At 70.3% G+C, this 25,174-nt stretch carries 26 protein-coding genes and 5 pseudogenes; 12 read left to right on the top strand and 19 right to left on the bottom strand.

Translation table 11 applies throughout. The annotated features are described in order from the left end of the window. Positions 1-97: 97 nt before the first annotated feature. Genes MUK52_RS32900 through MUK52_RS32890 form a run of 3 tightly spaced genes read right to left on the bottom strand, consistent with a single transcriptional unit; the run spans position 98 to position 1,670 of the window. On the bottom strand, positions 98-994 hold the full coding sequence (locus MUK52_RS32900; protein WP_284582026.1) for an integrase: 897 nt from the start codon (positions 992-994) through the stop codon (positions 98-100). A 49-nt stretch (positions 995-1,043) separates the two neighbouring features. Next, complete coding sequence (locus tag MUK52_RS32895; protein ID WP_284582025.1) at positions 1,044-1,397, bottom strand: hypothetical protein; 354 nt, start codon at positions 1,395-1,397, stop codon at positions 1,044-1,046. Continuing rightward, complete coding sequence (locus MUK52_RS32890; RefSeq protein ID WP_284582024.1) at positions 1,398-1,670, bottom strand: hypothetical protein; 273 nt, start codon at positions 1,668-1,670, stop codon at positions 1,398-1,400. Between the two features lie 185 nt (positions 1,671-1,855). Here MUK52_RS32890 and MUK52_RS32885 point away from each other — a divergent pair, with 185 nt between their 5' ends. The 3 genes from MUK52_RS32885 to MUK52_RS33360 all read left to right on the top strand — a co-directional run bounded on the left by MUK52_RS32885 (position 1,856) and on the right by MUK52_RS33360 (position 3,765). Beyond that, complete coding sequence (locus tag MUK52_RS32885) at positions 1,856-2,101, top strand: hypothetical protein (protein ID WP_284582023.1); 246 nt, start codon at positions 1,856-1,858, stop codon at positions 2,099-2,101. An 873-nt stretch (positions 2,102-2,974) separates the two neighbouring features. Next, positions 2,975-3,475, top strand: a complete 501-nt coding sequence (locus MUK52_RS32880; protein ID WP_502963652.1) for a DUF2252 family protein — start codon at positions 2,975-2,977, stop codon at positions 3,473-3,475. Beyond that, positions 3,376-3,765, top strand: coding sequence for a hypothetical protein (locus MUK52_RS33360; RefSeq protein ID WP_502963645.1), 390 nt, complete (start codon positions 3,376-3,378; stop codon positions 3,763-3,765). The genes MUK52_RS32880 and MUK52_RS33360 overlap by 100 nt, the downstream gene beginning before the upstream one ends. On the opposite strand, the pseudogene MUK52_RS32875 reads toward MUK52_RS33360, so the two are convergent. Next, a pseudogene (locus MUK52_RS32875) lies at positions 3,713-4,621 on the bottom strand (PHP domain-containing protein); the annotation flags it as partial. The gene MUK52_RS33360 and the pseudogene MUK52_RS32875 overlap by 53 nt on opposite strands. A 666-nt stretch (positions 4,622-5,287) precedes the next feature. Then, positions 5,288-5,455 carry a hypothetical protein gene (locus MUK52_RS32870; protein WP_502963653.1) on the bottom strand — a complete coding sequence of 56 codons (168 nt, stop codon included), beginning with the start codon at positions 5,453-5,455 and terminating at the stop codon, positions 5,288-5,290. Between MUK52_RS32870 and MUK52_RS32865 the strand changes: the two are divergent. Further along, a pseudogene (locus tag MUK52_RS32865) lies at positions 5,453-5,641 on the top strand (IS701 family transposase); the annotation flags it as partial. The gene MUK52_RS32870 and the pseudogene MUK52_RS32865 sit on opposite strands and share 3 nt — an antisense overlap. 80 nt (positions 5,642-5,721) lie before the next feature. On the opposite strand, the gene darG reads toward MUK52_RS32865, so the two are convergent. From darG to MUK52_RS32830, 6 genes and pseudogenes are all read right to left on the bottom strand, one after another. After that, positions 5,722-6,798, bottom strand: coding sequence for a type II toxin-antitoxin system antitoxin DNA ADP-ribosyl glycohydrolase DarG (gene darG, locus MUK52_RS32860; protein ID WP_284582022.1), 1,077 nt, complete (start codon positions 6,796-6,798; stop codon positions 5,722-5,724). 33 nt (positions 6,799-6,831) lie between these two features. Then, positions 6,832-7,475, bottom strand: a pseudogene (darT, locus tag MUK52_RS32855) (type II toxin-antitoxin system toxin DNA ADP-ribosyl transferase DarT). 203 nt (positions 7,476-7,678) lie between these two features. After that, positions 7,679-8,018: pseudogene (locus tag MUK52_RS32850) on the bottom strand (restriction endonuclease); the annotation flags it as partial. A gap of 295 nt (positions 8,019-8,313) precedes the next feature. Then, positions 8,314-9,063, bottom strand: a complete 750-nt coding sequence (locus MUK52_RS32840; protein ID WP_284582021.1) for a hypothetical protein — start codon at positions 9,061-9,063, stop codon at positions 8,314-8,316. A gap of 86 nt (positions 9,064-9,149) precedes the next feature. Beyond that, a complete protein-coding gene (locus MUK52_RS32835; RefSeq protein ID WP_284582020.1) occupies positions 9,150-9,404 on the bottom strand; it encodes a ferredoxin in 255 nt (84 codons plus the stop codon). Next, positions 9,401-10,594, bottom strand: a complete 1,194-nt coding sequence (locus MUK52_RS32830; protein WP_284582019.1) for a cytochrome P450 — start codon at positions 10,592-10,594, stop codon at positions 9,401-9,403. Before MUK52_RS32830 ends, MUK52_RS32835 begins: the two co-directional genes overlap by 4 nt. 965 nt (positions 10,595-11,559) lie before the next feature. Between MUK52_RS32830 and MUK52_RS32820 the strand changes: the two genes are divergently transcribed. Then, on the top strand, positions 11,560-11,736 hold the full coding sequence (locus tag MUK52_RS32820; protein ID WP_284582018.1) for a hypothetical protein: 177 nt from the start codon (positions 11,560-11,562) through the stop codon (positions 11,734-11,736). A 291-nt stretch (positions 11,737-12,027) separates the two neighbouring features. Here the strand turns inward: MUK52_RS32820 and MUK52_RS32815 are convergent, their stop codons facing one another. Then, complete coding sequence (locus tag MUK52_RS32815; protein WP_284582065.1) at positions 12,028-12,945, bottom strand: LysR family transcriptional regulator; 918 nt, start codon at positions 12,943-12,945, stop codon at positions 12,028-12,030. Between the two features lie 79 nt (positions 12,946-13,024). On the opposite strand from MUK52_RS32815, the gene MUK52_RS32810 reads away from it, so the two are divergent. Together MUK52_RS32810 and MUK52_RS32805 are read left to right on the top strand one after the other, a co-directional pair. After that, positions 13,025-14,008 carry an EamA family transporter gene (locus MUK52_RS32810; protein ID WP_284582017.1) on the top strand — a complete coding sequence of 328 codons (984 nt, stop codon included), beginning with the start codon at positions 13,025-13,027 and terminating at the stop codon, positions 14,006-14,008. Positions 14,009-14,052: 44 nt separating this feature from the next. Then, complete coding sequence (locus MUK52_RS32805) at positions 14,053-14,760, top strand: NAD(P)-dependent oxidoreductase (RefSeq protein ID WP_284582016.1); 708 nt, start codon at positions 14,053-14,055, stop codon at positions 14,758-14,760. On the opposite strand, the pseudogene MUK52_RS32800 reads toward MUK52_RS32805, so the two are convergent. The 5 genes and pseudogenes from MUK52_RS32800 to MUK52_RS32780 all read right to left on the bottom strand — a co-directional run. Beyond that, a pseudogene (locus MUK52_RS32800) lies at positions 14,758-15,021 on the bottom strand (ISL3 family transposase); the annotation flags it as partial. The gene MUK52_RS32805 and the pseudogene MUK52_RS32800 overlap by 3 nt on opposite strands. 409 nt (positions 15,022-15,430) lie before the next feature. Then, on the bottom strand, positions 15,431-16,432 hold the full coding sequence (locus MUK52_RS32795) for a DUF389 domain-containing protein (RefSeq protein WP_114059439.1): 1,002 nt from the start codon (positions 16,430-16,432) through the stop codon (positions 15,431-15,433). A 327-nt stretch (positions 16,433-16,759) separates the two neighbouring features. Further along, complete coding sequence (locus MUK52_RS32790) at positions 16,760-16,963, bottom strand: cold-shock protein (protein ID WP_114059438.1); 204 nt, start codon at positions 16,961-16,963, stop codon at positions 16,760-16,762. A 352-nt stretch (positions 16,964-17,315) separates the two neighbouring features. After that, the gene (locus MUK52_RS32785; protein ID WP_284582015.1) at positions 17,316-17,630 is read right to left on the bottom strand and encodes a hypothetical protein; all 315 of its coding nucleotides are present in this window, start codon (positions 17,628-17,630) and stop codon (positions 17,316-17,318) included. Between the two features lie 205 nt (positions 17,631-17,835). After that, a complete protein-coding gene (locus MUK52_RS32780; RefSeq protein ID WP_284582014.1) occupies positions 17,836-18,738 on the bottom strand; it encodes a LysR family transcriptional regulator in 903 nt (300 codons plus the stop codon). A gap of 74 nt (positions 18,739-18,812) precedes the next feature. On the opposite strand from MUK52_RS32780, the gene MUK52_RS32775 reads away from it, so the two are divergent. The 4 genes from MUK52_RS32775 (at position 18,813) to MUK52_RS32760 (ending at position 21,522) form a co-directional block, all read left to right on the top strand. Next, positions 18,813-19,787, top strand: coding sequence for a threonine ammonia-lyase (locus tag MUK52_RS32775; RefSeq protein ID WP_284582013.1), 975 nt, complete (start codon positions 18,813-18,815; stop codon positions 19,785-19,787). Further along, positions 19,787-20,014 (top strand): hypothetical protein, encoded by a 228-nt coding sequence (locus MUK52_RS32770; RefSeq protein WP_284582012.1) that lies wholly within the window; start codon positions 19,787-19,789, stop codon positions 20,012-20,014. Before MUK52_RS32775 ends, MUK52_RS32770 begins: the two co-directional genes overlap by 1 nt. 246 nt (positions 20,015-20,260) lie before the next feature. Continuing rightward, positions 20,261-21,037, top strand: coding sequence for an SDR family NAD(P)-dependent oxidoreductase (locus MUK52_RS32765; protein WP_284582011.1), 777 nt, complete (start codon positions 20,261-20,263; stop codon positions 21,035-21,037). Next, positions 21,037-21,522 carry an AtaL-like protein gene (locus MUK52_RS32760; protein ID WP_284582010.1) on the top strand — a complete coding sequence of 162 codons (486 nt, stop codon included), beginning with the start codon at positions 21,037-21,039 and terminating at the stop codon, positions 21,520-21,522. The genes MUK52_RS32765 and MUK52_RS32760 overlap by 1 nt, the downstream gene beginning before the upstream one ends. 643 nt (positions 21,523-22,165) lie before the next feature. Here the strand turns inward: MUK52_RS32760 and MUK52_RS32755 are convergent. Further along, positions 22,166-22,822 carry a hypothetical protein gene (locus MUK52_RS32755; RefSeq protein ID WP_162793392.1) on the bottom strand — a complete coding sequence of 219 codons (657 nt, stop codon included), beginning with the start codon at positions 22,820-22,822 and terminating at the stop codon, positions 22,166-22,168. A gap of 180 nt (positions 22,823-23,002) precedes the next feature. Between MUK52_RS32755 and MUK52_RS32750 the strand changes: the two genes are divergently transcribed. Continuing rightward, positions 23,003-23,995 carry a helix-turn-helix domain-containing protein gene (locus MUK52_RS32750; RefSeq protein WP_114059430.1) on the top strand — a complete coding sequence of 331 codons (993 nt, stop codon included), beginning with the start codon at positions 23,003-23,005 and terminating at the stop codon, positions 23,993-23,995. Between the two features lie 227 nt (positions 23,996-24,222). On the opposite strand, the gene MUK52_RS32745 is transcribed toward MUK52_RS32750, so the two are convergent. Beyond that, complete coding sequence (locus MUK52_RS32745; RefSeq protein ID WP_284582009.1) at positions 24,223-25,152, bottom strand: LysR family transcriptional regulator; 930 nt, start codon at positions 25,150-25,152, stop codon at positions 24,223-24,225. Positions 25,153-25,174 lie beyond the last annotated feature (22 nt).

The raw sequence follows: 25,174 nt of genomic DNA, 5'->3' as shown, positions 1-25,174 counted from the left end.
GCTCGACCCGCCACCGAGCTGGCCTTCCGAACGCACGCCAGCCCCGGTCAGACCTGTCGGAACTAACAGGCCTGACCGGGACTGAGCTGTGTCGGGGTCAGGCGAGGCCGGCGGAGGCGTTGTCGTCCGATCCGTCGTCGCGCTGCATGTAGCCGAGCATGGAGCGGTGGCGGGCGCAGCCGCCCTGGTCGGCGATGGCGATGCCGTCGCGGCCCCTGCGGCGGGCGACGGAGGCCAAGCCGATGCGAAGGAAGTGCCCGATCCAGGCGATCGGCACCCCGGCCCGGGCGGAGATCCATGTAGCCGAGCATGGAGCGGGAGTGGCGGGCCCAGCCCGATGCGCAGGGAGTGCCCGGTCCAGGCGATCGGCACCCCGGCGCGGGCGGAGATCCGCTTGACGGCGCGGGTGACGCTGTCGGGGACCAGGCCGCCGGTGACGTGGCCGTGCCGGTCGATACCGAAGAAGGCCGGGGTGGACGGGCTGGCCCACCGCGGTCCGTGCTCGGTGACCAGGCGCTCGCGATAGGCGGTGTACGCGCGGACTGGGCAGATTTTCCGGGTCCTGGGCGTAGCCGATCTTTGCGTTGCGGACGCAGTGCTTGGTCTTCCCGGTGGAGACGGCGACGACCAGGCCGCGCACGGGCAGGGTTATGTCGCCGCACTGGAGGCCGACGGGGTCCTGGGAGCGCAACGCGTAGTGGAAACCGGTCAGGACGAGCGCCTTGTCCAGGTCCCCGGCGAGGGTGTCGGAGCAGGAGCGGGCGATGGCGTACAGCCCGTCGATGTCGGCGCCGACCGCCTGGCCGCGGCCGCGCCGCTCCCCGGCCTGCAGCAGCTTGACCTCCAGCCCGGCCAGCGCCTTGCGGGCAGCGGCCTGGTCGTCGCCACTGACGCCGATCCCGCGCTCACGCAGGCCGATGACGACGGCAGCGAGGTGAGTGTCGGCGGAGCTCGGCGCGTAGCCCCTTCCGTTCTGCCGGCCCTCCCACAACATCCGGCGCTAGAAGGGGCCGGGCACCGCCACGGCCCCTCAGCTGGCCTCGTCAGAAGCCTTTGAGCTTGTACTTTTCCATGAGCTGTGCGGCTTCCAGCGGGGTGAGGTTCCGGCCGGAGATGAGCCCGCTCCGCACCGAGGCGAAGGTCGCCGCCGGTCGCTTAGGTGACGCCTCTCGCGCGAGCCATGCTGCAGTCGTGGAAAGCTCCAAGAGCAGCGCCTTGATCGACTGCACCGCATCGGTTTCGTTGAGGGTTCCCAGGTAAGCCAGGTACCGCTGAAACGCAGCGGCGTACATGACTCCCTGCTCATAGCTGCTGACCCCGTTCAACAGGAAGGGGCCGACAAGCTCTTCCACGGTGGGCGCCGAGCGGTTCAGATGCTCTGCCCAGTCGATAGGCACCTATGTCACTTCCCTGATGATCTTGATGATCTCGGCCTGGGCGTCGTCATGAGTGACGATGCCCCGCCGCACTGCGTCGGTCCACGTAGCGATGCGCGCGAGCGTCGCCTCTGAGAGACCGCCGAGGTTCGCGTCACTGGGGGAGGCGGCCGCACCGCCGCCTACAGGGACCCAGCTCCGCGAGGCAGGATCGAACGCAATCGTCCGATCACCCTTGGCGTAGTACTTCCACGCCATCCGGGCTTGCTCAGTGTTCTGGGAAAAGTTGGGCATCCGCGGATCCCTTCAGTTCGCGTGAACCCGCCCCTTTCGGCATCGTCACCCCGCCCAGCACAGGACGCACTTTGTGGATCGACTGCCCGCCGCCAGCGACGGACGGCGCCTTGCCTGGCCACGCCCGGCGAAAGCGCTGGTCAGCATGCTCCTCTCGGTCGGGACCGGGCGCCGAGGAGAACGTCGTGACCATCCAGATCGCGCCGCTGGCGACCCTGCTCATCGTCGTGGGCTACGCCGTCGGCTACTCGGTCTTCAAGTACACCGCCCGGGCGCACGGCGCCGCCGACCGCGGGGACCTGGGGATGTCGATCACCTCGGGGACGGCCGTGGCGGGGATCCTCGCGCTGTTGCTCGCCCCCGGCTTCGGACAGCCGGCGGCACCTGCCTCGCTGGCGCCGAATCCGACTTCGGCTACGCCCCCCCGGTAAAGCCGGACAGCCGTCCCGCAGGGAGATCCCATGCCTGGCGGCCAACGGGACCACGAGGTGCACATGGAAACCGTGATCCGCTTCGTCGGCGGCCCGCTCGGCGGCTTGGTCCTGTCCGCGCCGGACCCGTCCCGACGTGGACCCTCTACCGCCCGAAGCACCGCATCGGGGCCGCGGTCATCGCCGAATCCCGCGGCGTGCAGGTGCCAGTCGTCCACGGGTAGGGCGGCACAACGCATAGTGGCCCTCCCCGGAACTGCCGGAATGGCCGTCGGCGTGCAGGTGCTGCTACTTGCCGCTGTCCTGGGACGTGGCGGCCCTCAGGTACGAAGTGCAACCGCCCTCGCTCTCGGCTGACAGCAAGGGCGAGGGCGGCAACGAGCTCGGACTATCGAGCCCAGGGGACCCCCAGGACTCCCCCGAGCATGACGGCCAGGCTGATGATCAGAGTGACCGGGATCTTCTGGATGCGAAGGTGCAGGCCGCCGATGCGAATGTCGATCACCGGCGCAGGGCTGGAGACGGTCGTTCTGGCTTCGTGGGTGAACGCTGAGGTAGCGTCGCTCTTGCTCGTGCGGATTGGAAAGCACCCCTTCGGTTCGTAGGTAGACGACCGATCCGTCGAAGAGGGAGGCCCTGTACAGCTCGCCGCCAAGCATGTGCTGTACGTGGCCTACCTCTTCAGCCGTCCGGCCGATCGGATGAAGAGGACTCTACGTCCCACCGTTGACAGATCTGGGGCACGCAGCGGTACGGATAGGCTGCAGAACCCGGGGCACCGGTCCGGCAGCACCCGCGGCAGCGGCGCCACCACAACCATCGCCACCGACAAGCAGCGCGCCGAGATCCTCGACGTGTTCGACACCGCATTCGGTGAAGTGCTCGTCGGCGACCCCGCGGCGTTCCGGAGCAAGCTACGCAGGATGGCGGCCTGCCTTCGCCTTCTACCGCGGCACGGCCTGCCTCTTCTACTCCGACCTGGAGCGGGACCGGCACGGCGGCCTGTACCTGGACGAGCGGACGGGGCGGGTGTGGATCCACGGCGAGAACTTCGGCATGTACATGGACTCCAACGGCCGGTTGACCTTCAACGTCACCGACTTCGACGAGGTCTACGTCGGCGCCTTCACCCTGGACCTCAAGCGCTTCGCCGCCTCCGTCGCACTGATCGGCTACACCAAGGCGCTCAGTGCGCTGGACGCCGCGACCCGCTACAAAGTGCTGGCCGCCTTCGACGGGTACCTGTGCGCCCCAACTCCTACCGGGTCAAGGACGTGGTCGGCCGCCGGGGCGTCGGCATCGGCTCCGCGAGCCTGCCCTTCTACAACATCCTGCTGGAGGGGCACAGCGACACCCTGGAGAACGACATCGTGACCCACCTCAAGCAGGCGCAGACGCCGGCGATCACGGCGGACAAGGACGGCTTTGCGGAACTGCTGGCGGACTTCACGCACGCCTACGGAGCACGGGCGCGCACCGGCCACCAGATCTTCGTCGACCTGTTCCGCAATCACTACCCGTTGGTGTCGATCACGTTGTTGGCCTTCACCATCTTGACCGCGTCGCCCATGATCGTGAGTTCGCCAAGAAGCCGATCGGCTGGGCCCTCTAGGTGCCGATCATGGCGACCTTGTCGGCGCCGTACTTCTCGGTCACGTACCTGATCACCTCGACGCGCCGGCGCTCGTCGAAGTCGATGTCGACGTCGGGCATGGAGACGCGCTCGGGGTTGAGGAAGCGCTCGAAGATCAGGCCGTGCGGGATCGGGTCGAGGTCGGTGATGCCGAGCGCGTAGGCGACGATCGAGCCGGCCGCGGAGCCGCGGCCGGGGCCGACCGCGATGCCCTGGTTCTTGGCCCACATGATGAAGTCGGCGACCACGAGGAAGTAGCCCGGGAAGCCCATCGAGATGATCGTGTCCATCTCGTACTCGACCTGCTTCATGCGGTCCTCGGGGATGCCCCCGGGGAAGCGGCGGTGCATCCCGCGCATGGTCTCCTCGCGGAACCAGGTGACCTCGGTGTAGCCCTCCGGGATGTCGAACTTCGGCATCAGGTTCCGGAACTTGAACATGCCCTCGGTGTCGATCTGGTCCGCGACCAGCTTGGTGTTGGCGCAGCCCTCCTGCCAGGCGTCCGAGGAGTCGATGGCGTACATCTCGTCGGTCGACTTCAGGTAGTAGCCGGAGCCGTCGAAGCGGAAGCGGTCGGGGTCCGAGAGGTTCTTGCCGGTCTGGATGCACAGCAGGGCGTCGTGGGCGGCGGCCTCGCTGGCGTAGGTGTAGTGCGAGTCGTTCGTCACCAGCGGGGGGATGCCGAGCTTCTTGCCGATCTCCAGCAGTCCGTCGCGGACCCGGCGCTCGATCTCGATGCCGTGGTCCATCAGCTCCAGGAAGTAGCGGTCCTTGCCGAAGATGTCCTGGTACTCGGAGGCCGACTTCAGGGCCTCGTCGAACTGGCCGAGGCGCAGCCGGGTCTGCAGCTCGCCGGAGGGGCAGCCGGTGGAGGCGATCAACCCCTCGAAGAGCTCAGGCATCGAGCATCCCCAACCCGCAGTCGGGCGGCAGATCGCAGACGTCTCCGAGCGGACCTCCCGCGCACACGTCAGCCCCGGGTAGACCTGCGGGTTCCGAGGTACATCCGGGGCTGAGCTGGCAAGGTCAGGCGAGGCCGGCGGAGGCGTTGTCGTCCCAGCCGTCCTCGCGCTGCATGTAGCCGAGCATGGAGCGGGAGTGGCGGGCCCAGCCCCCTTGATCGGCGATGGCGATGGCGTCCTTGCCCTTCTTGCGGCCGGTGGAGGCGAGGCCGATGCGCAGGGAGTGGCCGGTCCAGGAGATGGGGACGCCGGCGCGGGCGGAGATGCGCTTGACCGCGCGGGTGACGGAGTCGGGGACCAGTCCGCCGGTGATGTGGCCGTGCCGGTCGATGCCGACGAACGCCGGGGTGGACGGGTCGGTCCAGCGTTCGCCGTGCTCGGCGACCAGGCGCTCGCGGTAGGCGGTGTAGGTGCGGACCGGGCAGATCTTGGGGTCCTGGGCGTAGCCGATCTTGGCGTTCGGACGGAGTGCTTGGTCTTGCCGGTGAGCACGGCGACGACCAAGCCGCGCGGGTGGAGGGTGACGTCACCGCTTTGGAGACGGCCCTGTGCTCCCGAAGCTACGGCGAAGTGACAAGTAGCTCTCTGTAATCAGAGTGACGCTCGGTCAGGGACAGCGAGGCGGGGTCCGGGAACTTCGCCGACCTGGAGGGCGGCGAAGTCGGCGTGGGCCTGTTCGACGGCTTCGGGGTACGCCTCGCGCTTGGCGTGCTCGGCCAGCGCCCGGTAGAACAGCCTCCGCCCGACGCGTCGACCCATCGACTCGTGCGGTTGGCCAAGATCCGCTGGCGGGTCGAGCACGACTACCGCGAGATGAAGCACGGCCTGGGCCTCGCTCACTTCGAACGCCGCACATGGCGCGGCTGGCACCACCACGGCACCCGCGTCACCGCCGCCCACGCCTTCCTCACCCTCCGACGCCTCGCAACCCGTACGTCAGGGGCGGCCGAGTGCACACGACGCGGATGCCGCTGGTCCGCAGTGGCGTACTTCGGCGCGGTCGGGTGGGGCCGTCTGTGCGTCCTCTACACGAGAGCAGGCGTCAAAGAGCAGGCAGTGAGCCGCTCCCAGGCGGCGGTGAGATGGGCGTCAGTTAACATGCGTTGCTTGCGAGGAGTCCACTGCTTCACGTAGGCGGCGGCTGTCTCGGCAAACGTCGCGCCATGGGACGCCAAGGCCTGGGACGCGAACAGGAGCGTGCCAAGGAGCTCCATGCCGTACGGGTGCTCGTAGCCATCAACCAAATGTTCGAGACGCTGCAAGGCGGTCTGGAAATCCGCATCGCCTCGGAGGAGCTGTGCACCGCTTGCCACCGCCTCGGGCTCAGGGACAAGCGGAGCGGACGCTCCTATGGTGCCGTCCCCGTATCCGCTGATGTAGTGGCCTTCCAGCGACGCAACGGCCCGGTCCAGGTCAGGCGAGTAGGGGCCGTAGTGCCCCTTGCTGAAGCGCAGCCCGAGACTGAATCCGACGCACTGGAGCAAGTAAACGAGCTTGTGGGCTTCGAGGAGGGTTGCCCGGCGGTCCACGATGAATCCGGACGCCAAGCCGCGTGAGATGTAGCAGTCCAGAGCAACGAGGAAGGCTGCTCGCTCGCGATTGAGTTCCGGAGCGTTTTGGTTGTTCGGCATGGACGTAGCAGGCGGGGCACCGTGTGGGGCGTAGACCCTCACTTCCACGTCGGGAAGGTCGGCCAGCGCCGCCAGGATCAGCGGGTGAACCTGGTCCCAGGGCAGGCCGCCGTTCCCACAGCCCAAGGGGGGAACAGCGATGCTCTCGATCTCAAGGTCAACGATGACCTTGCGCAGATCCTGGAGGCCTTGCTCCACGTCCTCCAAGCGCGAGGGTGACCGCCAGTGCCGCTTCGTCGGAAAGTTGATGATGTAGCGGGGGGCAGTCAAGGTGTTGCGGGCGTGGACATGCATCCGTCCAGGGTGGACCTCGCCCGCCGCACAGGCTTCCGCGTACGCGTGGAAATTGTCGGGATATGCGCGTTTGAACTGCAGGGCAATGCCCTTACCCATGACACCGACGGTGTTGACGGTGTTCACCAGCGCATCGACTTCAGCAGTGAGGAGGTTGCCCTCCGCATAGACGATCACGGTTGTCTCCCTCCTCAGGCGATCGGCTCTTCCTCAGTAATACCAAGCAGGTCTGACATCCACGGCAGCACAGGCACCGTGTGCCCGCAGCGTCGCCCGGACAGTCTGGGCACATGCGGCGCCCCGTACGGCCAGCTGAGTGATGGCCTCGACCGGCACCCGCTCGTGCACGAGGAACTCGGCCATCCGCCGCCGCATGCGGTCAGGGTCCTCGACGGTATTGTTCCACCGCTCTTGCCCCATCACCTGCCAGTCGACGTGTGTACCGAGCAGGGAGACGTCGTTCTCGATGACCGTGATATCGGCGGCACAGTTTCCGTCACTGAACACGCTGGTACACCCCGAGGCAGCCAGGGTCCGCGGCGTGGTCACCAGATAGACCAGGCGGTCCTGACCTCCGCGTAGTGAGGCACCCCACCTTTGTTGATCTTGTACAGCATGGGCGACCGAGGAGCGAAGTAGAACGGCACGTAGTCGGCAACGACGCCACCTGGGTAAGGATCGACCTTGCGTGACCGCCGCCGCTCCTTGATGTCAAGATCACCGCACTCCACCCGGAGAGTGCGTTCCTTACGCACTATGCGGTCACAGTGGAGGAACCCTTGCTCAAGAACACTGGGCAGGTTGCTTGCATGCGTGAAGTGGTAGACCGGGCGTTCCTGAGGAGGCGGCCGCACGTCCGGAGACTATCCGATCACACTACTGCTGCCACCTCAAACTTCTGTATTCCAAACGGAACTGACGCAGTGTCGCCAATCCGCGCGCGGCAATCGCGTCGTGGCACTCCGCTCGGAGGCACCGCGGCCATGCCGCTCTACTGGGACTTGACAGGTCAGGTGGCTGCATGCGCGGCTCAGGGCCCCGCGTCTGGATGGAGCGGTCAGGACAGAGTGGTCGGTCGGCGAGGAGGCGGCACAGCCCGGAGCACCTCCCACAGAGGCCGTCAGCCGGAAGCCCAGGCTGCGAGGGTGTGACGGTCGACTACGTGAAGATGCTGATGCTCGGCAAAGGCCAGGCCTGACCCGGCCGTTCGTCACCAGGACCGCGACGTCCGCGCCGTGCACTTGGCGGGCGGTGCCGTTGAGAACCTGCAGGTCTGGGGTTCCTACCGTCGAGCCGGCGAGTCCGTTGCAGCGGTGCTTGCACTGGATCGCCCAGCGCCGTCCGTAGGGGTCGGTGGCCTTCACGTCGGCGCCCGGATCGCCGCGGCCTCCGACGCGGGGCCGCGTCCGTCACCCAGCTCATCCCACTGCTTCAGGCCGTGCCTTCGGTGCGGGGCAAACGCGGCCGGCCACGGCGCCGTCCCGGCATCGCGCCCGGCGACCGTGGCTACGACCACGACACGTACCGACGCCTCGTCCGCGCGCTCGGCGTGAAACCGCTGAGCGCGCGATACGGCACCAGTCGGCCCCGCGGGGCACCCGGCCCGCACTGCGCGGGCCGGGTGCGACCCCGCGGAGGCCGGGGTCGTGCGGGCCGGGCGCAGGAGAGCAGTGGGCGTGCCGATGGCGAAGGTCAGGCCATGGTCCCCTGGTTGATGCTTGTGTCCTGCAGGCGGCAGTAGATGTCGGTGCTACCGGCAAGGGGCTGGACCAGGGGGCCCTCTGCGCCACCTTCGGGGGCCTCGGTGGCGGGCAGTCGGAAGTCGATCGTCCCCAGGCTCGTGTACGGAGCACCCCCGGTCGGGGAGCCGTCGGTGTTCATGCCGGAAGCGGGCGGCGGGAAGCTGTCCATGCGCCCTTCCCACCGTCCCTCGGCCGCGGAGACGAAGCTGTAGGGGCCCGGCATGTCACCGCATTTTTCGAAGGTCAGTCGCCAGTTCTGGTGCCAGCTGTCCACCACGCCTCCGCCGCTGTCGACGTGGACGACCCCGCCGCCGATGGTGTCCTCCTCCGGAATCCGGGCCGTGATCTTCCCGAACAGAGGGTGGGCGGCTTCGAGTACGGCCGACACGGTCGCGTACTCGATGCGGCCCGGGCCGGCGGAGGTGACTTTCAAGGTCCGCGCGCCGATGAAGTGGAGCGTGGGCAGCGGCGGCGGAAGGTCCACGACCAAAGTGACCCGGAAGGCGTTCATGGCCAAGGTGATGGTCTGCCCGACTGCGGGCAGGTCCGTAGCCCTCGCCGAGGCGGCGGTACCGAGGAAACCGATACCGGCGGCCGCGGCGGCTGCGCCGAGCAGGCGGCGCCGACTCAAGAACGTTGTCATACCCGCATTGTGGATCTTCCAGGACAGCGCCTGGCTGAGCCACAGGCACGCATCCACCTAACGTGTGGCGCTCGCTTGCGCTTCGCCGACGCCGGCTACGGCAGCAGCCGCATCCTGACGACGACCGGCGGAGTTCGTACGGATCACTGGCAGCCGTCGGCGGGGGGTGCCGGCAGCGCGGAGCTTCCGGCATCGGGCCCGCCGAGGGCGATCGCCCCGGAGGGGCACATGCCGGCGGCCATGCGGGCAGCCGTGAGGCGGGTCTCGGCCGGCTCGGCCCGGAGCAGGACCACCAGGCCCTCCTCGGCGTCCTGGTCGAAGACGTCCGGGGCGGTCAGGGCACACATCCCGGCGCCGATGCACCGCCCGCGGTCGACGCTCAGGCGGGCCGTGCTCATGCCGCGTCCCAGGTGACCGGGAGACTCTTGACCCCGTAGATGTCCGCGCTCTCCGGCCGCAGGCGGACCTCGTCGGCCGGTACGGCCAAGCGCAGCGTGGGGAAGCGTTCGATCAGGGCACGGAACGCCACCCGCATCTCGGTGCGGGCCAACTGCTGGCCCAGGCACTGGTGGATGCCGTGGCTGAACGCCAGGTGCCCTTCGTGCGGCCGCCGGATGTCGAGGGTGCCGGGGGCGGTGAAACGCGCGGGATCGCGGTTGGCGGTGTTGAGCGACAGGATCACCGTCGTGCCGGCCTCGATGGTCTGTCCGCCGACCTCGACGTCCTCCAGCGCCGTGCGGTTGAAGGTCTTGGCGACGCTCAGGTACCGCAGCAGTTCTTCAACCGCGCCGTCGATCAGCGCCGGTTCGGCGCGCAGTGCGGCCAGTTGCTCCGGGTGCTGCAGGAGGGCGAAGGTACCGAGCGACAGCATGTTCGCAGTGGTGTCGAAGCCCGCGGCGAGCAGGAGGAGGCTGATTCCCTTCAGTTCCTCGTCGGTGAGATCGCTGCCGGTGAGCTCGCTCAGCACGTCGTCGGTAGGGCGTGCGCGCTTGGTGGCCACCAGCCGGGCGAGGTAGTCCTGGGTCGCGGTGTAGGCGGCCATCACCTCCTCGTCGCTCGCCTCCCCGCCCATGAACGTGTCGATCTGTTCCTGGAAGTGCGCCCGGTCCTCGTAGGGCACGCCCAGGATCTCGCAGATCACCATGGTGGGGATCGGCTTGGCGAACGCGGTCACCAGGTCCGCCGAAGGCCCGGCCTGCTCCATGGCGTCGAGGCGGTCGGCGGTGATCTGCTCGATGCGCTCGGTCAGCATGCGCATCCGCCGCACGGTGAACCTGCCCACCAGCGGCTTGCGGTAGCGGCTGTGCTGCGGGTCGTCCATCAGAAGGAACTCACCGGGCGGCGCCGGCGGGAGTTCGAAGTCGACGACGCTCATCAGTTCCCTGCGCGAGCTGAACCGCGGGTCCGCCAGGACCGCCCTGACCAGGTCGTACCCGGTGATCAGCCAGCCGGGCTTTCCGCCGGGGTGGGTGAAACGGCTGATCGGGGAGTGCCGTTGGGCGTCGATCAGCTCTGCCGGCGGATCGAACGGGCAGCCCGGCCGGCGCTCCGTCGGCATCGCCTCGACCGTGTGAACGGACTCGTTCATCGCTCGCTCCTCGTCTCGCGGTATGACGCGTTTGATCGATATCGAAAGCTACGTTGCGTTCACGATGTGGTCAATCTGCTGAGCATGTAAGTGCAGGTAGAAAGGCGTAAGTTGATGCAATGACCACGAACGAATGCAATGACGCATTGCAATGAGTGTGAGCGAAGGCAATACCGGCGGCACGCCGGGAGGATGGTTGACCCGGCAGGAGCGCCAGCGCATCGCGGCCGGACTCGGCGAGGGCCTTTCCTGCGCCGGGACCGCGACGCCCCTCGGACAGCCGACACCCGGTGCCGTGAAAGGGGGTCCGCAGGGGCGGCGCGAGGTCTTCGGCGAGGGCGGGGCCTGGTACCGCTCGATCGTGGTCAGCGCTCAGCGCAGGGGAATGCGGCCGCTGGGGTCGACATCACGAAGACCCCGGCCGCGCACACGCCGGGAGAGGTGTCCCGGGCGACGGCGATGCCGTGGAAGTCACGCTGTTCGGCGCTGGTCCGGCAGGGCCTGAGCTCTGACCGCACGGTCGGTGAGGGGCCGGTGCCGGACCCCGTGTCCGGTCCTTCGCCGCGGGCCGAGAACGGGTCGCGTCCCGACCGGGCGGAGATTCGCCCTTCGGCTCAGGCCGCGGCCGTGGCATGGCCGACTCCGGCGACGGGTTGCCCCGCGTCGGCAAGCGGATCGGCGGCGCCCGCGCGGCGAGCCGGCACGACACGGCTCGACGGGCGGCCGTCGACCGGGAGGAAGGCGATACCCAGTACGCTCCTGGCTTCCTCAATCCCGCGCCGGCCGGTCCGTCCCCGACACCGGAGGAGGAGCTCGCGGCGATCCGGGCCACATCCGCCGGCCGGGGTCCGCGGGGAGCCGGGCCGGCTGCGGGACGAGCAGGTGCGCCTCGGGCCGGGGATCGGCGGCCTGTACGGCGACGGGCCGCGCCTGCTGGAGCGGGTGGCGGAGGAGATCGACGCCCGGTGGCCGTCGCTCGCGCCTGGGTGCGCATCCGGCCGGTGCTCGACGCCGACGTGTTCCACCGGGCCCGGCAGCTCGCTGAGCACGGCGCGGGCCGCATCCTGGGACAGCTGCACTCCTCGGTGAGGAGGGACGACAGCCCGGCGCCGGCCACCGCCCGGGACGGAGAGCAGGGGTGATCAGAGCGATGTGCCCGCACCGGCGCGAAGCCGTCGACGCCGGCCTGCGCGCCCTGAGCTGCACCCGGCACTGCCACAGGGCCGGGGAGAGCGAGCCTGAGGGCTTGCAGATCATCAACGTGTCGCTTCCCGTTCTGGGGATCGTTGGTGGGGCATGCGCATCCCGGACAAGGCTCGTGCCAGGCCCACCCCACGACACGACGTCCACACACCCCGCAAGACCGGCACCACGACGGCCCGGAACAGGAAGTCGACCATCCCACGCCCCCGCCGCACAGGTGGAAGATCAAGCTAGTCGGCGGCGGGTCCGGACTCTGGCCGTGGAGTGGCGCTGACTCCGAGGACGTCGAGCATGGCGCGGGTGGCCGGGCTGGGGTTGAACCGGCTCCAGGCCAGGCTCTCGATGCGACGGGGACCGTCCACGAGCGGCACCAGGGCGATTTCGGGGTCGGCGGCGGCCAGCGGGCGGATGAAGGCGGAGGGGAGCATCGCGACGCCGAGCCCGCGCGCGACGAGGCGGGGGATCAGTTCGGCGAACCCCGCTTCGTATGCGACGTCCCGGGCCAGGCCGGCGGCGGCGAACGCCCGGTCCGACTGGGCCCGGGCGGGCGTGCCCTCGGTGAAGTCCACGAACGTCTCCGCCACGATCTCCCGCAGCGCGACCCGCGACGCACCCGCGAGCGGGTGCCCGGCGGCCACCACCAGCACGTGCGCGTCGTGGTCGAGGACGAGGCTCTCCACCCCTGGCGGTTCCTCCCCCTCGGGCAGGCCGAGGAAGGCGATGTCGAGTTCGCCCGTGCGGATCGCGGCGACCAGTTCGTCACTGCCCCCGGCGCGCAGGCGGACGTTGACGTGCGGGTGCTGGTCCCGGTAGCGCCGCAGCAGGTCGGGCACGTCGACGGCAGCGGTGGTCACGATGACGCCGACCGCGAGCCGGCCCCGTACCACGCCGGTCGCCGCGGCGGCGTCCGCGACCGCGCGGTCGGCGGCGGCCAGGCACTCGCGCGCACCGACGAGGAAGGCCACACCGGCGCTGGTGAGCTCGACGCGACGGCTGGAGCGGGCGAACAGCTGGACGCCCAACTCCCGTTCCAGGCCGGCGATCCGGTGACTGAGCGAGGACTGCACCACGTCACATCGCTCGGCGGCGCGGGTGAAGTTGAGGGTTTCGGCGACGGCCACGACGTACCGCATCTGCTGGAGGTCCACCCGGTGATCGTCCCAGTTCATGGCTGGCATCTCAACCATGCTTTGGATGCATGGCCGTGGGGGCCCGAGACTTCACCGCATGCACACCTCGACCGAGCGGTCGACGGGCTCGCCGCGGACCGCGTCCGCGCGACGCGCGACGACCGTCGCCCTGACCGCGCTCGCCCCGATGTCCTGGGGCACGACCTACGCGGTGACCACCGAACTGCTGCCGCCCGGGCATCCGTTGTTCGGCGGACTGGTGCGCGCGCTGCCCGCGGGGCTGCTCGCGCTGGCAATCACCCGGGTACTGCCCCGCGCCGACTGGTGGTGGAAGGCCGCCGTGCTCGGGGCGCTCAACATCGGCGCCCTGTTCCCTCTGTTGTTCCTGGCGGCCGAGCGGCTTCCCGGTGGCGTCGCCGCCACCCTCGGCGCCGCGCAGCCGCTCCTGGTCGCGGCCCTGGCCGTCGCGGTGCTCCACGAGCGGCCATCGGCCTGGCGGCTGGGCTGGGGCGTGATCGGGGTGGTCGGCGTCGGACTCGTCGTGCTCGGGCCGGGCGCCCGCCTCGACCTCGTCGGAATCCTCGCGGGCCTCGGCGGCACGGCCGGCATGGCCGGCGGCGTGGTTCTGGCCAAACGATGGGGACGGCCCCAGGGGGTCGGCCCGATCACCCTTGCCGGCTGGCAACTCACGTTCGGAGGACTGCTGTTGCTTCCACTGGTCCTCGCATTCGAAGGGATGCCGGAGCGGATCGACGGCGGGGCCGCCGCCGGATACCTGTGGCTCGGCAGCATGGGCGGGCTGATCTCCTTCACCCTGTGGTTCCGCGGGCTCGGAACGCTGCCGGTAGGTGCGTCCGCGCCGCTGGTGCTGCTGTCCCCGCTCGTCGCGGCCGGCGTCGGTGTCGCGCTCGGCGAGTCGCTGGGCGCCCTGCAATCCCTCGGCTTCGTCGTCGCCCTGACCGCGCTGCTCGCCGCCCAGTTCACCGCGGCGGACCTGACCGGCCGTACGGCGCGCCGCCGCCGACCCGCGGCTGCTCCCCTTTCCGTTCCCGTTCCCCCACGAGAAGAGCAGATTCGATGATGACCGATTCCACGACTGGCGCGGCGACGAGGACAGAGGCTCCGATGACGGCGGACGCGCCGAGCACACCCCGGACGATTGCCGTGCTCGGTGCGACCGGGATGGTCGGCAGCCGCGTGATCTCGGAGGCGCTCGGACGCGGGCACCGGGTCCTTGCCCTGTCCCGCAGACCCGCCGGCGATCACCCGGGCGTCACCTCCGTCCCCGTGGACGCGGCCGACGCCCGCGCCCTGCGCGAGGCTCTCGCCGGCTCGGCCGGCCGCCCCGACGCAGACGCCGTCGTCGTGGCGCTGCGGACCGAACCGGTCGACCAGGATTTCCTCGTCAGCACCACCCGCACGGTGCTCGACATCGCCGCGGAGCTCCGATTCCGCGTCCTCGTGGTCGGCGGGGCGGGCGCGTTGCGCAGCCCCGGCGACGAGGAGATCCTCGTCGCCGACGACCCCGCCTACGTGCCGGACGCGCTGAAGCCGGTCGCCGCCGCCGGAGTCTCCCAACTCCGCGCCTGCCGGAACCACGCCCACGGCGACTGGGTCTACCTCAGCCCGCCCGCCCTGCTCGAGCCCGGCGTCCGCACCGGTCGCTACCGGCGCGGCACCACCACGATGCTCACCACCGACGACGGCCGGTCGTGGATCAGCGCCGAGGACCTGGCAGTCGCGGCGGTCGACGAACTCGAGTCTCCCGGCGCCCACACCCACATCACCGTTGCGCACGCCGACGCGCGCGGGGGGCCGGGGCCGGCGAGCTAGGTTCTTCCGCGGGTGCCAGCGGTCGCTGACCTGCACCGCTTCGGGCAGGGCCCGGCGCACGGCCTCCCCGTAGGCGCCGGAGCCGACGCCGGGGTGCCCGCGCAGCCACCACTCCAAGGCGTCGGCGCCGCGGCCCGGGAGTACGTCGATGCGTTCACCGGTCTCGACATCGATCAGGACAGTCGCGTAGCGGTGGCGGCACTTGAGCGCCAAGCCACCGACACCGAGGACGCGCGGCACCCGCACCAGGGGCAGGGACAGGGGACCAGGCGCCGGACCCGTGCCGCGCCGAAACCACGGGTCCTTGCCGGAGGGTTACAGCGTGGCTGCTTGCTGTCGGGGTTTCGCCCGGGTGCTTGCGGGGGTGTGCCATCGGGGAGCGGCTCCGAGGGCGGCAGTGGCCAGGGCTTGGAGGGTGACCAGGCACAGGCCCGTCCGGTAGAAGATCTGCTGGTGCGGGACGAGCCATAGGTCGCACCGCTCCGTCGTCCTTGCGCAGGGCGTAGGCGGCGAGGGCGAGTTGGGCGAGGCAGAACGCGGCCCAGGCGATGGTGGGAACCGAGGATGTTGCGGTGGTGGGCCCGTAGGGGTCCACGGCGTCTATGAGGGGGCGGCGAGCGGGAGGGCGAGCTGGAACAGCACCAGATAGGGCAGGATGCGGGCGCCGCGGTCAGCCGCCGACCCTTCCGGCGTCGATGCGCCGACCGCGTGAGGTGTCCACCACAACGGGGATGCCGTCCGGGATCCGTCCGTCGAGCCGGTCGAGCAGGGACTTCACCGGCGGGAGTTCTCCAGGGGTGCGAACGTGGATGTACATCGTCCGGGAGGCCGCCTCGACGCTCGTGACGGTCGCGTCCGGCTCCTCCCCGAGCCACTGTTCCGCAGCCTCCTTGGTGCGGCCGGTCCAGGCGTTGAGCAGCAGCGTGGCCGTGGTGTTGGCAGCCAGCGGAACGAGTACGACAACGAACAGCAGGGCCATGGCGACAGATGCCCCCCTGGCGGGGCGCCCGGCTGCCCTGTCCGCCTCCGCGGCGTAACCGAGCGATGCGAACACCACCATGCCGGCGAAGACAAGGGCGAAGAGGTTCGACACGAACAGGGCAAGCGCGCCCAGTGCCAGCCACCCCGACAACTGCCCCAGGCACACTCCGGCCACCACCAGAGGCGGGACGAGGGAGATGGCGATCGCGACGCCGGGCAACACGGCGGCGACGTCGCGGCGGGCCAGCGCCACCGCTCCGGCGAAGCCGGTCGCCAGGGCGGCGATCAGGTCCATCAGGCCCGGCGACGTCCGTGAGGAGATCTGACTGTTCGACAGCAGGTCGTAGTTGCTCGGCAAGGCCACCGACATGACCACTCCCGTCGCGATCACCAGCAGGCACGCGAGAAGGACGATCGCGGCCGACCCGGTGCGGCGGCGCTGCACCGAGCCCAGAGCGATCCCCATGATCGGTGTGGACAGCGGCGCGATGATCATGGCGCCGATCACCGTCGCCGTCGAGTCGGTGAGTACCCCGCCTGCCGCGATGACCGACGACAGCGTCAGCATCGTCCAGAAGGCCGAGCGCTTGGATGCGGTATCCCCGGTCGACAGGATGAGATCCTGTGTCAGTTCGTCCAGGGAACGGCGCTGCGAGGCCGGCAGTACACGGGCACGAACCTTGCCTGTCATGCCTCCAAAACAATCACGGGCCGGACGGTTCCGGCGGTCAGGACACGGGAGCAGTCGGCTCCGGCTTGGGCGTGCGGCTCAGTGGAGATCCTCTCCTTGGTCCGCCGGCGTCCGTGATGCCACCTGCCACATCGCCGTCCGCACACATCGCACTCCACGGGCGGACCCTCACACGCCTCCGGATGTGCCCCCCTCCGCTCACACTTCGCGACTTCTCCCGACTGGGGCAAACCGTGCGGTGCACGCAGCGGTTCACCCGGTTGCTCGTTGCGCCGGCTTGCGGCGGCCGGCGCCCGCGCATGCAGGCGCCGGGCGGTTTCCGGGGAGTCAGGAGCGGATGATGTTCTCCGCCTGGGGGCCCTTCTGCCCCTGGGTCACGTCGAAGGTGACCGCCTCACCCTCGCGCAGCTCCCGGTAGCCGCCCCCGGCGATGTTCGAATAGTGCGCGAAGACGTCCGGCCCTCCCCCGTCCTGGGCGATGAAACCGAAGCCCTTCTCGGCGTTGAACCACTTCACTGTGCCACGAGCCATGATCATCCTCTAGTCCAGCCTGTCGGCGGTCCGTACACAGACCGCCACCGGCTCCGTTCGGAAGCCCGACCGCTTCCTCCCCCCGACGCCCGGCGCCTACACCCCCCGCTCGGTTGATCTGCCTGCGCGGAACAGCCGGCGAGGACTTGTGCCGGTACCGCGGCCGCCAAGCGGCCCCAGCCTGCGCACCGCAGCGGGCCGGTCCTGCCCCGCCGGGTGCACCGAATGCCGCAACGCTGTTCGGCCGTTGGTTGGACGGGCATCGGGCCGGGGGAGGGGTGCGGTGCCCGGTCTCGTAGGGGGTGCGGCTTCTTGGGAAAATCATGGGATGCTACTTTCCGCCCCTATAGCGTCACCTGTTGTAGCCGGAACGGACGTTCACCTGCGGGGGTTGTTTCCCATGGCACTGACGGTCGAGGCGCTGCGCGCTCTTTCCCACCGAGGCGTCAGGCCTCTTCGAGCTCGACACCAGCAGACTGGCCTGGCACGAGGAATCGACCACCTTCGAGCACCTGCCCGAACGCCAGTTGGTCCTGACCGGGGCCACCGCCGACCCGTCCGCGCTGACCGTCACCGGCACCGTCATCCTGGCCGGCGAGGAGATGTCGGCCACCGCCCGGTTCATCGCCTCCGCCGGTACGGTCAGCGGTCTGGTCTTCGAGGCCACCCCCGTCACGTGGCTGCTCCAGACGTCAGTGGCGCGCGTGGACCTCACCGAACTCGCCCCGCGCGGACGCGGCCTGCGCATCGTCCTCGCCGCCGGCCCGGACGGTGCGCAGGCCGGGCGGTGTCCTTCGCCGGGCCCCTGGGCGGCCTTCCACCTCGGCAGCGCCGTCGACACGTCCGTCCCGCGCGTGGACTGGCTGGAGGCTTCAGGGCCATGGGGTGGGCTGGACGGCGGTGTGCTTGAGAACTTTCACGAAGGCTTCGACCGGAGCCGGAGCCGGTGGTGCGCCGTAGACGACGGCGTCGACGAAGCGGTGGTCGTCCGTCAGGCGGTCGATCCTCACGCCGGGGTGGAGATGAGCGCGCAGGGCGAGGCCGGGCAGCGTACTGACGCCGAGGCCGGCGGCGACGAGTGCCTGGACTGCGACGTAGTCGTCGGTCTCGAAGGCGATCGCAGGAGTGAAGCCGCGCTGTGCGCACGCTGACAGGAGGTGCGTGCGGCACCGCTCGCAGCCGGCGATCCACCGCTGCCCCCGGTAGGTGTCAAGGTCGGTGCGCGGACCAGGCCAGGATCCGCCGGCCCGGCTGACGATGTAGATCGGTTCGTGGAGGATCGGCGTCACGGTGTGGCCCTCGCGGTCACTGAGTGGACCGTCACCATGGTGGAAGGTGAAGGCGACATCGACCTCGCCGCGCCGCAGGGCCGCCAGCGCTTCCGAAGGCTCTGCTTCGATGAGTGCCAGTTCGATGTCCGGGTACGCGGTGCCGAAGGCGGCGGCCACCGTCGGTACGACGGTGGCGAGCGCGGAAGGGAACGCCGCGAGGCGCACGCGTCCGGTGCTGAGCCCGGCGTGGGCGGCCAGTTCGGTCCGGGCCGAATCGATACGGCCGAGGATCTCCTCCGCGCGATCGGCCAGCAGCCGGCCGGCCTCGGTCAGCCGGATGCCACGGCCTGCCCGCTGGACGAGCGGTACACCGGCTTCGGCTTCGAGCCTGGCGAGGTGGTGGCTGACCGACGGCTGCGCATAGTGCAGTGCGGTGGCGGCAGCCGTCACCGAGCCTTCGCGAGCGATGGCGGCGAACACCCGGAGCCGGTTCTCGTCGAACATTCATCGACGATATCAATGGACTCATCGAAAGCTGGCATTTGTGCTATGGGTCGTCCGGTACACAGCATGACGTCATGCACAGTCCGACGATCTCCGATGTCCTTCGCGCGCGTCGTCTGCAGCGCGCACACCTGTCACCGACCCCGCTGCTCTCCTATCCGGCGCTCGACGCCGCCGTCGGCGCCGGCGTCCGTGTGCTCGTCAAACACGAGAATCTGCAGCCGACCGGCGCCTTCAAGGTCCGGGGAGGCGTCACCCTGCTGGCCGCGATGGACCCGGACGAGCGTGCGCGGGGTGTTCTCGGGTACTCGACCGGCAACCACGCGCAGTCCCTCGCCTATGCCGCGGCGCTCTTTGACGTCCCGTGCACCATCGTCATGCCGGAGAACCCGAATCCTGTGAAGGCCCAGGCCGTGCGGCGTCTGGGTGCCGAGTTGGTCGAAGCCGGCGCCGACTTCGACGCGGCCCGCCGCCACGCCGAACAGCTCGCCCCTCGGCGTGGGATGCGATTGGTCAGCGCGGCGAACGAACCGGACCTGATAGCGGGTGTGGCCACGGCGTATCTGGAGATCTTCGAGCAGGAACCAGACCTCGACACGATCATCGTGCCGGTCGGAGGCGGCAGCGGCGCCGCCGCCGCGTGCCTGGTGGCGTCAGCGATCAGCCCGCGCTGCCGCGTCATCGCGGTGCAGTCCCGCAACTCACCGGCTGCGCACGACTCCTGGCGCTCAGGCCGCTGTGTCGAGCGTCCGAACAACACGTCGGCGGAGGGTCTGGCCACCGGGTCGGGCTTCGAGCTGACGCAGCGCCTGCTGCGCGACCACCTCGCAGACTTCGTACTGGTCGACGATGACGACCTCCGGTGGGCTCAGTGGTTGCTCATGCGCGATGCCCGTACGGTGGCCGAGTCGGCCGCCGCCGCACCGCTGGCGGCGCTCCTCGCGGCGCGCGACGGCCTCGCAGGCCGGCGCGTGGCGATCATGTGCACCGGCGGCAACGCCGACGAAACCGAACTGCGGGCCTGCCTCTCCGCCACAACCCCAGGCTGATGAACGAGTTCGCACCGCGGCCGAGCGCCGTGACTGCCGGCGTGCCGACCGTGCACACCGTCGCGCAGATCACGGCCGAGCTCGGCCTGCAAGACCGCAAGCCCCCGCGCCGGCAGAAGAACCTGACCCGGCAGGGCAAGCGGAAAGCCGCCCGTGACGTAGATCGCCCGACCGGCCTCCTCGCAGCGCAGTACCGGGCCGGGTACGACAGGCCACCGCTTTCATGAGGGCCGGGATGGCGGCCAGCGGGGCAGGGGCGACGCGAATGCAAGCCCGGTTCAGGAATGCGTCAGGTAGAGGAAGCAGGCCCAGGAAGACCTGACGGATTCGCGGAAGCGTCTTGGGAAAGGCCTGAACGGGGCTTGCAGCATGAAGGGGCGCCAGGCGATTTCACTCCTTGCAACGGTGTTCCGCCTCCGCCCGCGCCGCGGCGGTCATTCCCACCCTGCACGACACACGAGGATCGCTCTTTCATGCCTACCGCCAAGACCACTTCCCGCTTCGACGGCAAGGTCGTCCTCGTCACCGGTGCCGGTTCCGGTATCGGCCGGGCCAGCGCGCTGGCCTTCGCGGCCCGCGGCGCCACCGTCGTCGCCGCCTCCCTCAACCCCGACAACGCCGTGGAGACGGTCAAGCTGATCGAGGCCGCGGGCGGCACGGCAAGTGCCGTCGGCGTGGATGTCACCGACTCCGCCTCCGTCAGGGCGATGGTCGAGACGGCCGTCGCCCGCCACGGCGGCCTGCACATCGCCCACAACAACGCGGGCATCTTCCCGGCGCCCGCCCCGTTCGGCGACACCGACGACGCCACCTGGCACTCGGTGATCGCGGTCAACCTGACGGGCGTCGCGCTCTCGATGAAGTACGAGATCAACCACATGCGCGGGAACGGCGGCGGCGTCATCATCAACGCCAGCTCCAACATCGGCGACCACGTCCGCTACCCGGGCGTCGCCCCGTACGTCGCCTCCAAGGCCGCGGTCAGCAACCTGACCCGCGCCGCCGCCCTCGACCACATCAAGGACGGCATCCGCATCAACGCGGTCAGCCCCGGCGCGTCCGACACCCGGATGACCTTCCTCCCCGGCGAGACCGCGGAGGAGCGGGACGCCCGCCTCTCCGGCGGCATCCCGCTCGGCCGCCTGGCCCGCCCCGAGGAGATCGTCGCGGCGGTGCTGTGGCTGGCCTCCGAGGAGTCGAGCTTCGTGGTCGGCCACGACCTCGTCGCGGACGGAGGTGCGAGCGCCTGATGACCGTACTGAGCTGGACGGTTCCGCTGCGCAGGCCCGAGCACGAGGCCACGCCCGCCGGGCTGACCCGGGAGGGGGTCTGGCGGAGCATGCGGCACAAGGCCGAAGCCCCGGCCGCGTTCGTCCCCTACATCGCCGAGTGCACCGTCCTGGAGAGCACCGACGAGGGCATGGTCCGCGAGATCAGGTACAGCGCGGAGACCCGCGGCGGCGGCAGCATCCGCGAGCGCGTCGTCCACGAGCCCGAACACGGCCGGATGACCTTCCTGCCCGACGGCGATCCCGATGTCACGGAGATCGTCAACGAGGTCGGTGAGGACGGCGAGGGCGGGTTCGCCTTCACCCTGCGGGTGACGCTCAGCCGGGCGGCGGACCGCAAGGCGCTGTCGGAGCCGGAGTTCCTGCCCGGCATCTCGCGGCTGTTCGCCGAGTCCCTGCGGACGATCGTCGCGGCGACCGTCGAGGAGCATGCGGACGCGGCCTGACCACCTCTCGCCGGCCCTGCCGGGACGCCCCGGCCGGGCCGGCGGCCTCCGCCTCCTGCTGAATCGCCAGTGCCGCATGTGACGGCGGCTTCCGGCCGCGACGACGACGTGCATCTCGCGGGGCGCGGGCTGCTGCTCACCCCGTCCGTTCTCGGCGCCCACCACCCCGCCTGCGATCACCCAGACGACGGGCAGCCCTGGATCACCTTCCCCGTCCAGGACAGCGCCCACGCCGCCGCGGCAGCCGCCGGATCCACCACACGCACCCTGACCGACGCCCCCGCGTCCCTGCGCGCACTGCCGGGCGGGACACGGGCCATGGTCCTGCTGGTGATCGCCGAGTACCCGGCATGCACCACCAGCCAACTGGCCACCCACGCTCGCACCTCCCCCGCCGGCGCCGGCGAACACGCCACCGTCCCGCGCAACGCCGGACTCACCACCCTCACCCGGCAAGGGAAGCGAGTGCTGCACGCCCTCAGCCCACGGATCCCGACGCCGGAGAACTCGCACAAACGTCGGATCTCGTGCCGTACACACTCCTCAGCGCGGCTTGCCCGCAAGCTTGCCCGACGTCGCCGCCGTTACGGCCGCGCTCGCCGCCGGACGCGGTGGCTCGGCCGGCGCCGCCGCCCCTGCGCCGTCAGCGGGTGCAGGAAGCGCGCTCCTGGTCGGTCATGGGACGCGAGCGGGCGATGAGGGCGCCGTTCCCGGTGGGCGCGGTGAAGTCGGCGTCGGTGACGACGAACGCCCGGTACTTCTTGCCGTGGATCTTGAACGTGTGGCTCTTGCTGAACTGGAGCCGGAACTGCCCCGTCGCGTGCCCCATCTCGGCGGCGCGGCTGAGCCAGCCCACACTGCAGGCGGGCACCGGGAGGCTGTTGGTCTGCGTGACCGTGCTGGAGCGCGACCAGGTCTTGGTGTAGGTGGTGGTCACCGCGAACTCGACGGTCTTCCACAGCTGGGTCTTGGCACTGGCGCTCACCGCCAGGCTGTCCGTGCTGCCCACGGTGTCGGACCAGCTCATGGAGTGGGTGAGTACCTGCGTGCTGTAGTTGAAGGCGGTGTCTCCGACCGGCCGCTCGGCCGCGTGCGAGGTCTGGTAGGTGGAGGTGTCCCACGTGACCGTGCAACCGGTCCCCTGCTGTTCGAACTCCGCGCACATCTGCAGGATGAAGGCCCCCTGCTCGGTGTTGGCGCTGACTGTGTAGACGCCGGCCGCGGAGGCCGGCGAGGCAACGGACGCGAACAGGCCGGTGACGAGCCCTGTCACCACGACGGCACGCTGGATTTTACGCACGGATGGTCCCTTCGGAGGAAAGCAGAATGGCAGGAGAGGGCGGCGGGACCCTCGGGCCGGGAGCCGGGCCAAAGGCCGCTTCCCGCACGTCCCGCCCGCCGGCGCGGGCCCGGTTCGCCCCGCGGCAGGAACCCATCCTCCGATGCTGTCGGCGGCCGGCGTGAGTGCTAGAACAGGCACATGCCGAAAGGATTCTTGCAGGCCGCAACGACGGCAGCCCCACACCGGGTCGCGGCGCTCGTCGACGAGAACACCAATCCGTTCGAACTCGGCTGCGCCATCGAGCTCTTCGGCCTGCCCCGGCCCGAACTCGGCAGGGACCTGTACGAGTTCACCCTCTGCGCCCCTGACACCCACACCTCCATGCGCAACCGTTTCTTCGCGCTGTCGGAGGTCGCCGCCCTGGAGGCGGCCGACGCGGCCGACACCCTGATCATCCTCAGCAGGCCCGACGTGCACGCGCCGCGCCGGCCCGCGGTGCTCGACGCCATCAGCCGGGCCCACGCGCGCGGCGCACGGCTGGTCTCCTTCTGCAGCGGTGCGTTCGCCCTCGCCGAGGCCGGCGTCCTCGAAGGGCGCCGTGTCGCCACGCACTGGCAGTGCGTGGACGCGCTCCGGTCCCGCTTCCCCGGCGTCCTCGTCGAGCCCGACGTGCTGTTCGTGGACGACGGGGACATCCTCACCTCGGCAGGAAGCGCCGCTGCCCTCGATCTCGGGCTGCACATCATCCGCCGAGACCACGGCGCGGAGACGGCCAACGACGTCAGCCGGCGCCTGGTCTTCGCCGCCCACCGCGACGGCGGACAGCGACAGTTCGTGGAACGCCCCGTGCCCGAAGTACCCGACGCGTCCCTGGCACCCGTCCTGGCCTGGGCCCAGGAACGGCTCGACACCCCGCTGACGGTGTCCGACCTCGCAGCGCGGGCTGCCGTCAGCACCACGACGCTCCACCGCCGCTTCCGCGCCCAACTGGGCACCACTCCCCTCGCATGGCTCACCGGGGAACGCGTCACCCTGGCACGCCGGCTGCTGGAGCGCGGCGAGTCCCGCATCGAGCTGATCGCGCGCCACAGCGGCCTCGGCACCCCGGCCAACCTCCGCGTCCTGTTACGCCGCGAGACCGGGCTCTCGCCGTCCGCCTACCGGAACCGCTTCGGCCCGGGAGCCGTGTGACGGCTCCGACGCCCCGCGGCGGCAGTTCACGTCCCGCCCACGCCACCTGCCCCGGGACCGCACGCCGGCGCCGCGCCGAGGGACGCACGCGGTGACGATTCGGCATCGACGGTCCACCACCGCTTCCGGCAGTGGAGGGATGCCGGGGCGGGCCGCCGAGGGGCCTTGGCCCCGGATCCCGGACACGGGCCGTGCGGCTGAGGAGGGCCCCGCACGGCCGCCCCCGGTCAGGAGGCGCGACCGTCCACGGCTCGCGGGTGGGGCTCGCCCCGGTCGGTCTGGACGGCGGACGCGACGTGCTCGCGGAACCAGCGGTGTCCGGGGTCGGCCGAGTTGCGGGGATGCCAGGCCATTCCGAGGTGCAGGGGTTCCAGGTCGAGGGGGACGGGAAACGTCCGCAGGCCCAGGGCCGAGACGGTGTCGGGGAGCCAGCCGGCCAGGCTGAGCGCGACGAGGTCGGTGTCCCGGGCGAGCATCATCGCACTGGTGTGGCTGGGTACGACGACTGCGGTCCGGCGGCGCAGTCCGAGTTCCGCGAGGGCGCTGTCGATGGGACCGAGGCGTTTGCCGAGTCGGGAGATGCCGATGTGGTCGGCTGCGGCAAAGCGGTGGGCGTCGATCGGCCCGTCGAAGAGGGGGTGCCCGCTGCGGGCGATGCCGACCAGCGGCATCCGGGTGAGGGGCCGGGTCTGGATCTCCGGGTCCAGGTGTCCGAGGACGCCCAGTTCGACGTCCACCCAGCCCTGCCGCAGCCCCGGGCCGCCCTCCACCGCCTCCGGCAGGAAGACGACGTCCACCTGCGGGGCCTCCGCGTGGATCCGCTCGGTCAGACCGCCGGCCACGCCCACCAGGAGCAGGTCGGCGGCCTGCACCGTGAACGTGCGCTGGAGGTGCGCGGCGTCGAACCCGGCACCGGGCCGCAGCACGCTGTCACAGCTGCGCAGCAGCGCGTCTACCTCAGCCCGCAGTTCCACGGCGCGCGGGGTGGGGACCAGCCCCTGGCCGGCGCGGACGAGCAGCGGGTCGCCGACGGTGCGGCGCAGGCGCGCCAGTGCCCGGCTGGCCGCCGCGGGCGAGGTGCCCAGCCGCTCGGCGGCTCGGGTCACGCTGTTCTCCTGGAGCAGGGCGTCCAGCACGCGCAGCAGGTTGAGATCCATGGCTTGATTCCCTGAACTGCAT

Origin of the sequence: Streptomyces sp. 2P-4, assembly GCF_030167965.1 — a bacterium.
GTDB lineage: Bacteria > Actinomycetota > Actinomycetes > Streptomycetales > Streptomycetaceae > Streptomyces > Streptomyces globosus_A.
Note: the sequence above shows the minus strand (reverse complement) of the source record. Positions and strands in the feature narration are given on the sequence as shown.

Excerpts from the sequence above, each read along its gene's own strand:
- MUK52_RS32900 (WP_284582026.1), bottom strand. The coding sequence starts at position 994 with ATGTTGTGGGAGGGCCGGCAGAACGGAAGGGGCTACGCGCCGAGCTCC.
- MUK52_RS32890 (WP_284582024.1), bottom strand. The coding sequence starts at position 1,670 with ATGCCCAACTTTTCCCAGAACACTGAGCAAGCCCGGATGGCGTGGAAG.
- MUK52_RS32870 (WP_502963653.1), bottom strand. The coding sequence starts at position 5,455 with ATGGGTCGACGCGTCGGGCGGAGGCTGTTCTACCGGGCGCTGGCCGAG.
- MUK52_RS32835 (WP_284582020.1), bottom strand. The coding sequence starts at position 9,404 with ATGAGCACGGCCCGCCTGAGCGTCGACCGCGGGCGGTGCATCGGCGCC.
- MUK52_RS32830 (WP_284582019.1), bottom strand. The coding sequence starts at position 10,594 with ATGAACGAGTCCGTTCACACGGTCGAGGCGATGCCGACGGAGCGCCGG.
- MUK52_RS32810 (WP_284582017.1), top strand. The coding sequence starts at position 13,025 with ATGCACACCTCGACCGAGCGGTCGACGGGCTCGCCGCGGACCGCGTCC.
- MUK52_RS32805 (WP_284582016.1), top strand. The coding sequence starts at position 14,053 with ATGACGGCGGACGCGCCGAGCACACCCCGGACGATTGCCGTGCTCGGT.
- MUK52_RS32795 (WP_114059439.1), bottom strand. The coding sequence starts at position 16,432 with ATGACAGGCAAGGTTCGTGCCCGTGTACTGCCGGCCTCGCAGCGCCGT.
- MUK52_RS32790 (WP_114059438.1), bottom strand. The coding sequence starts at position 16,963 with ATGGCTCGTGGCACAGTGAAGTGGTTCAACGCCGAGAAGGGCTTCGGT.
- MUK52_RS32780 (WP_284582014.1), bottom strand. The coding sequence starts at position 18,738 with ATGTTCGACGAGAACCGGCTCCGGGTGTTCGCCGCCATCGCTCGCGAA.
- MUK52_RS32775 (WP_284582013.1), top strand. The coding sequence starts at position 18,813 with ATGCACAGTCCGACGATCTCCGATGTCCTTCGCGCGCGTCGTCTGCAG.
- MUK52_RS32770 (WP_284582012.1), top strand. The coding sequence starts at position 19,787 with ATGAACGAGTTCGCACCGCGGCCGAGCGCCGTGACTGCCGGCGTGCCG.
- MUK52_RS32765 (WP_284582011.1), top strand. The coding sequence starts at position 20,261 with ATGCCTACCGCCAAGACCACTTCCCGCTTCGACGGCAAGGTCGTCCTC.
- MUK52_RS32760 (WP_284582010.1), top strand. The coding sequence starts at position 21,037 with ATGACCGTACTGAGCTGGACGGTTCCGCTGCGCAGGCCCGAGCACGAG.
- MUK52_RS32750 (WP_114059430.1), top strand. The coding sequence starts at position 23,003 with ATGCCGAAAGGATTCTTGCAGGCCGCAACGACGGCAGCCCCACACCGG.
- MUK52_RS32745 (WP_284582009.1), bottom strand. The coding sequence starts at position 25,152 with ATGGATCTCAACCTGCTGCGCGTGCTGGACGCCCTGCTCCAGGAGAAC.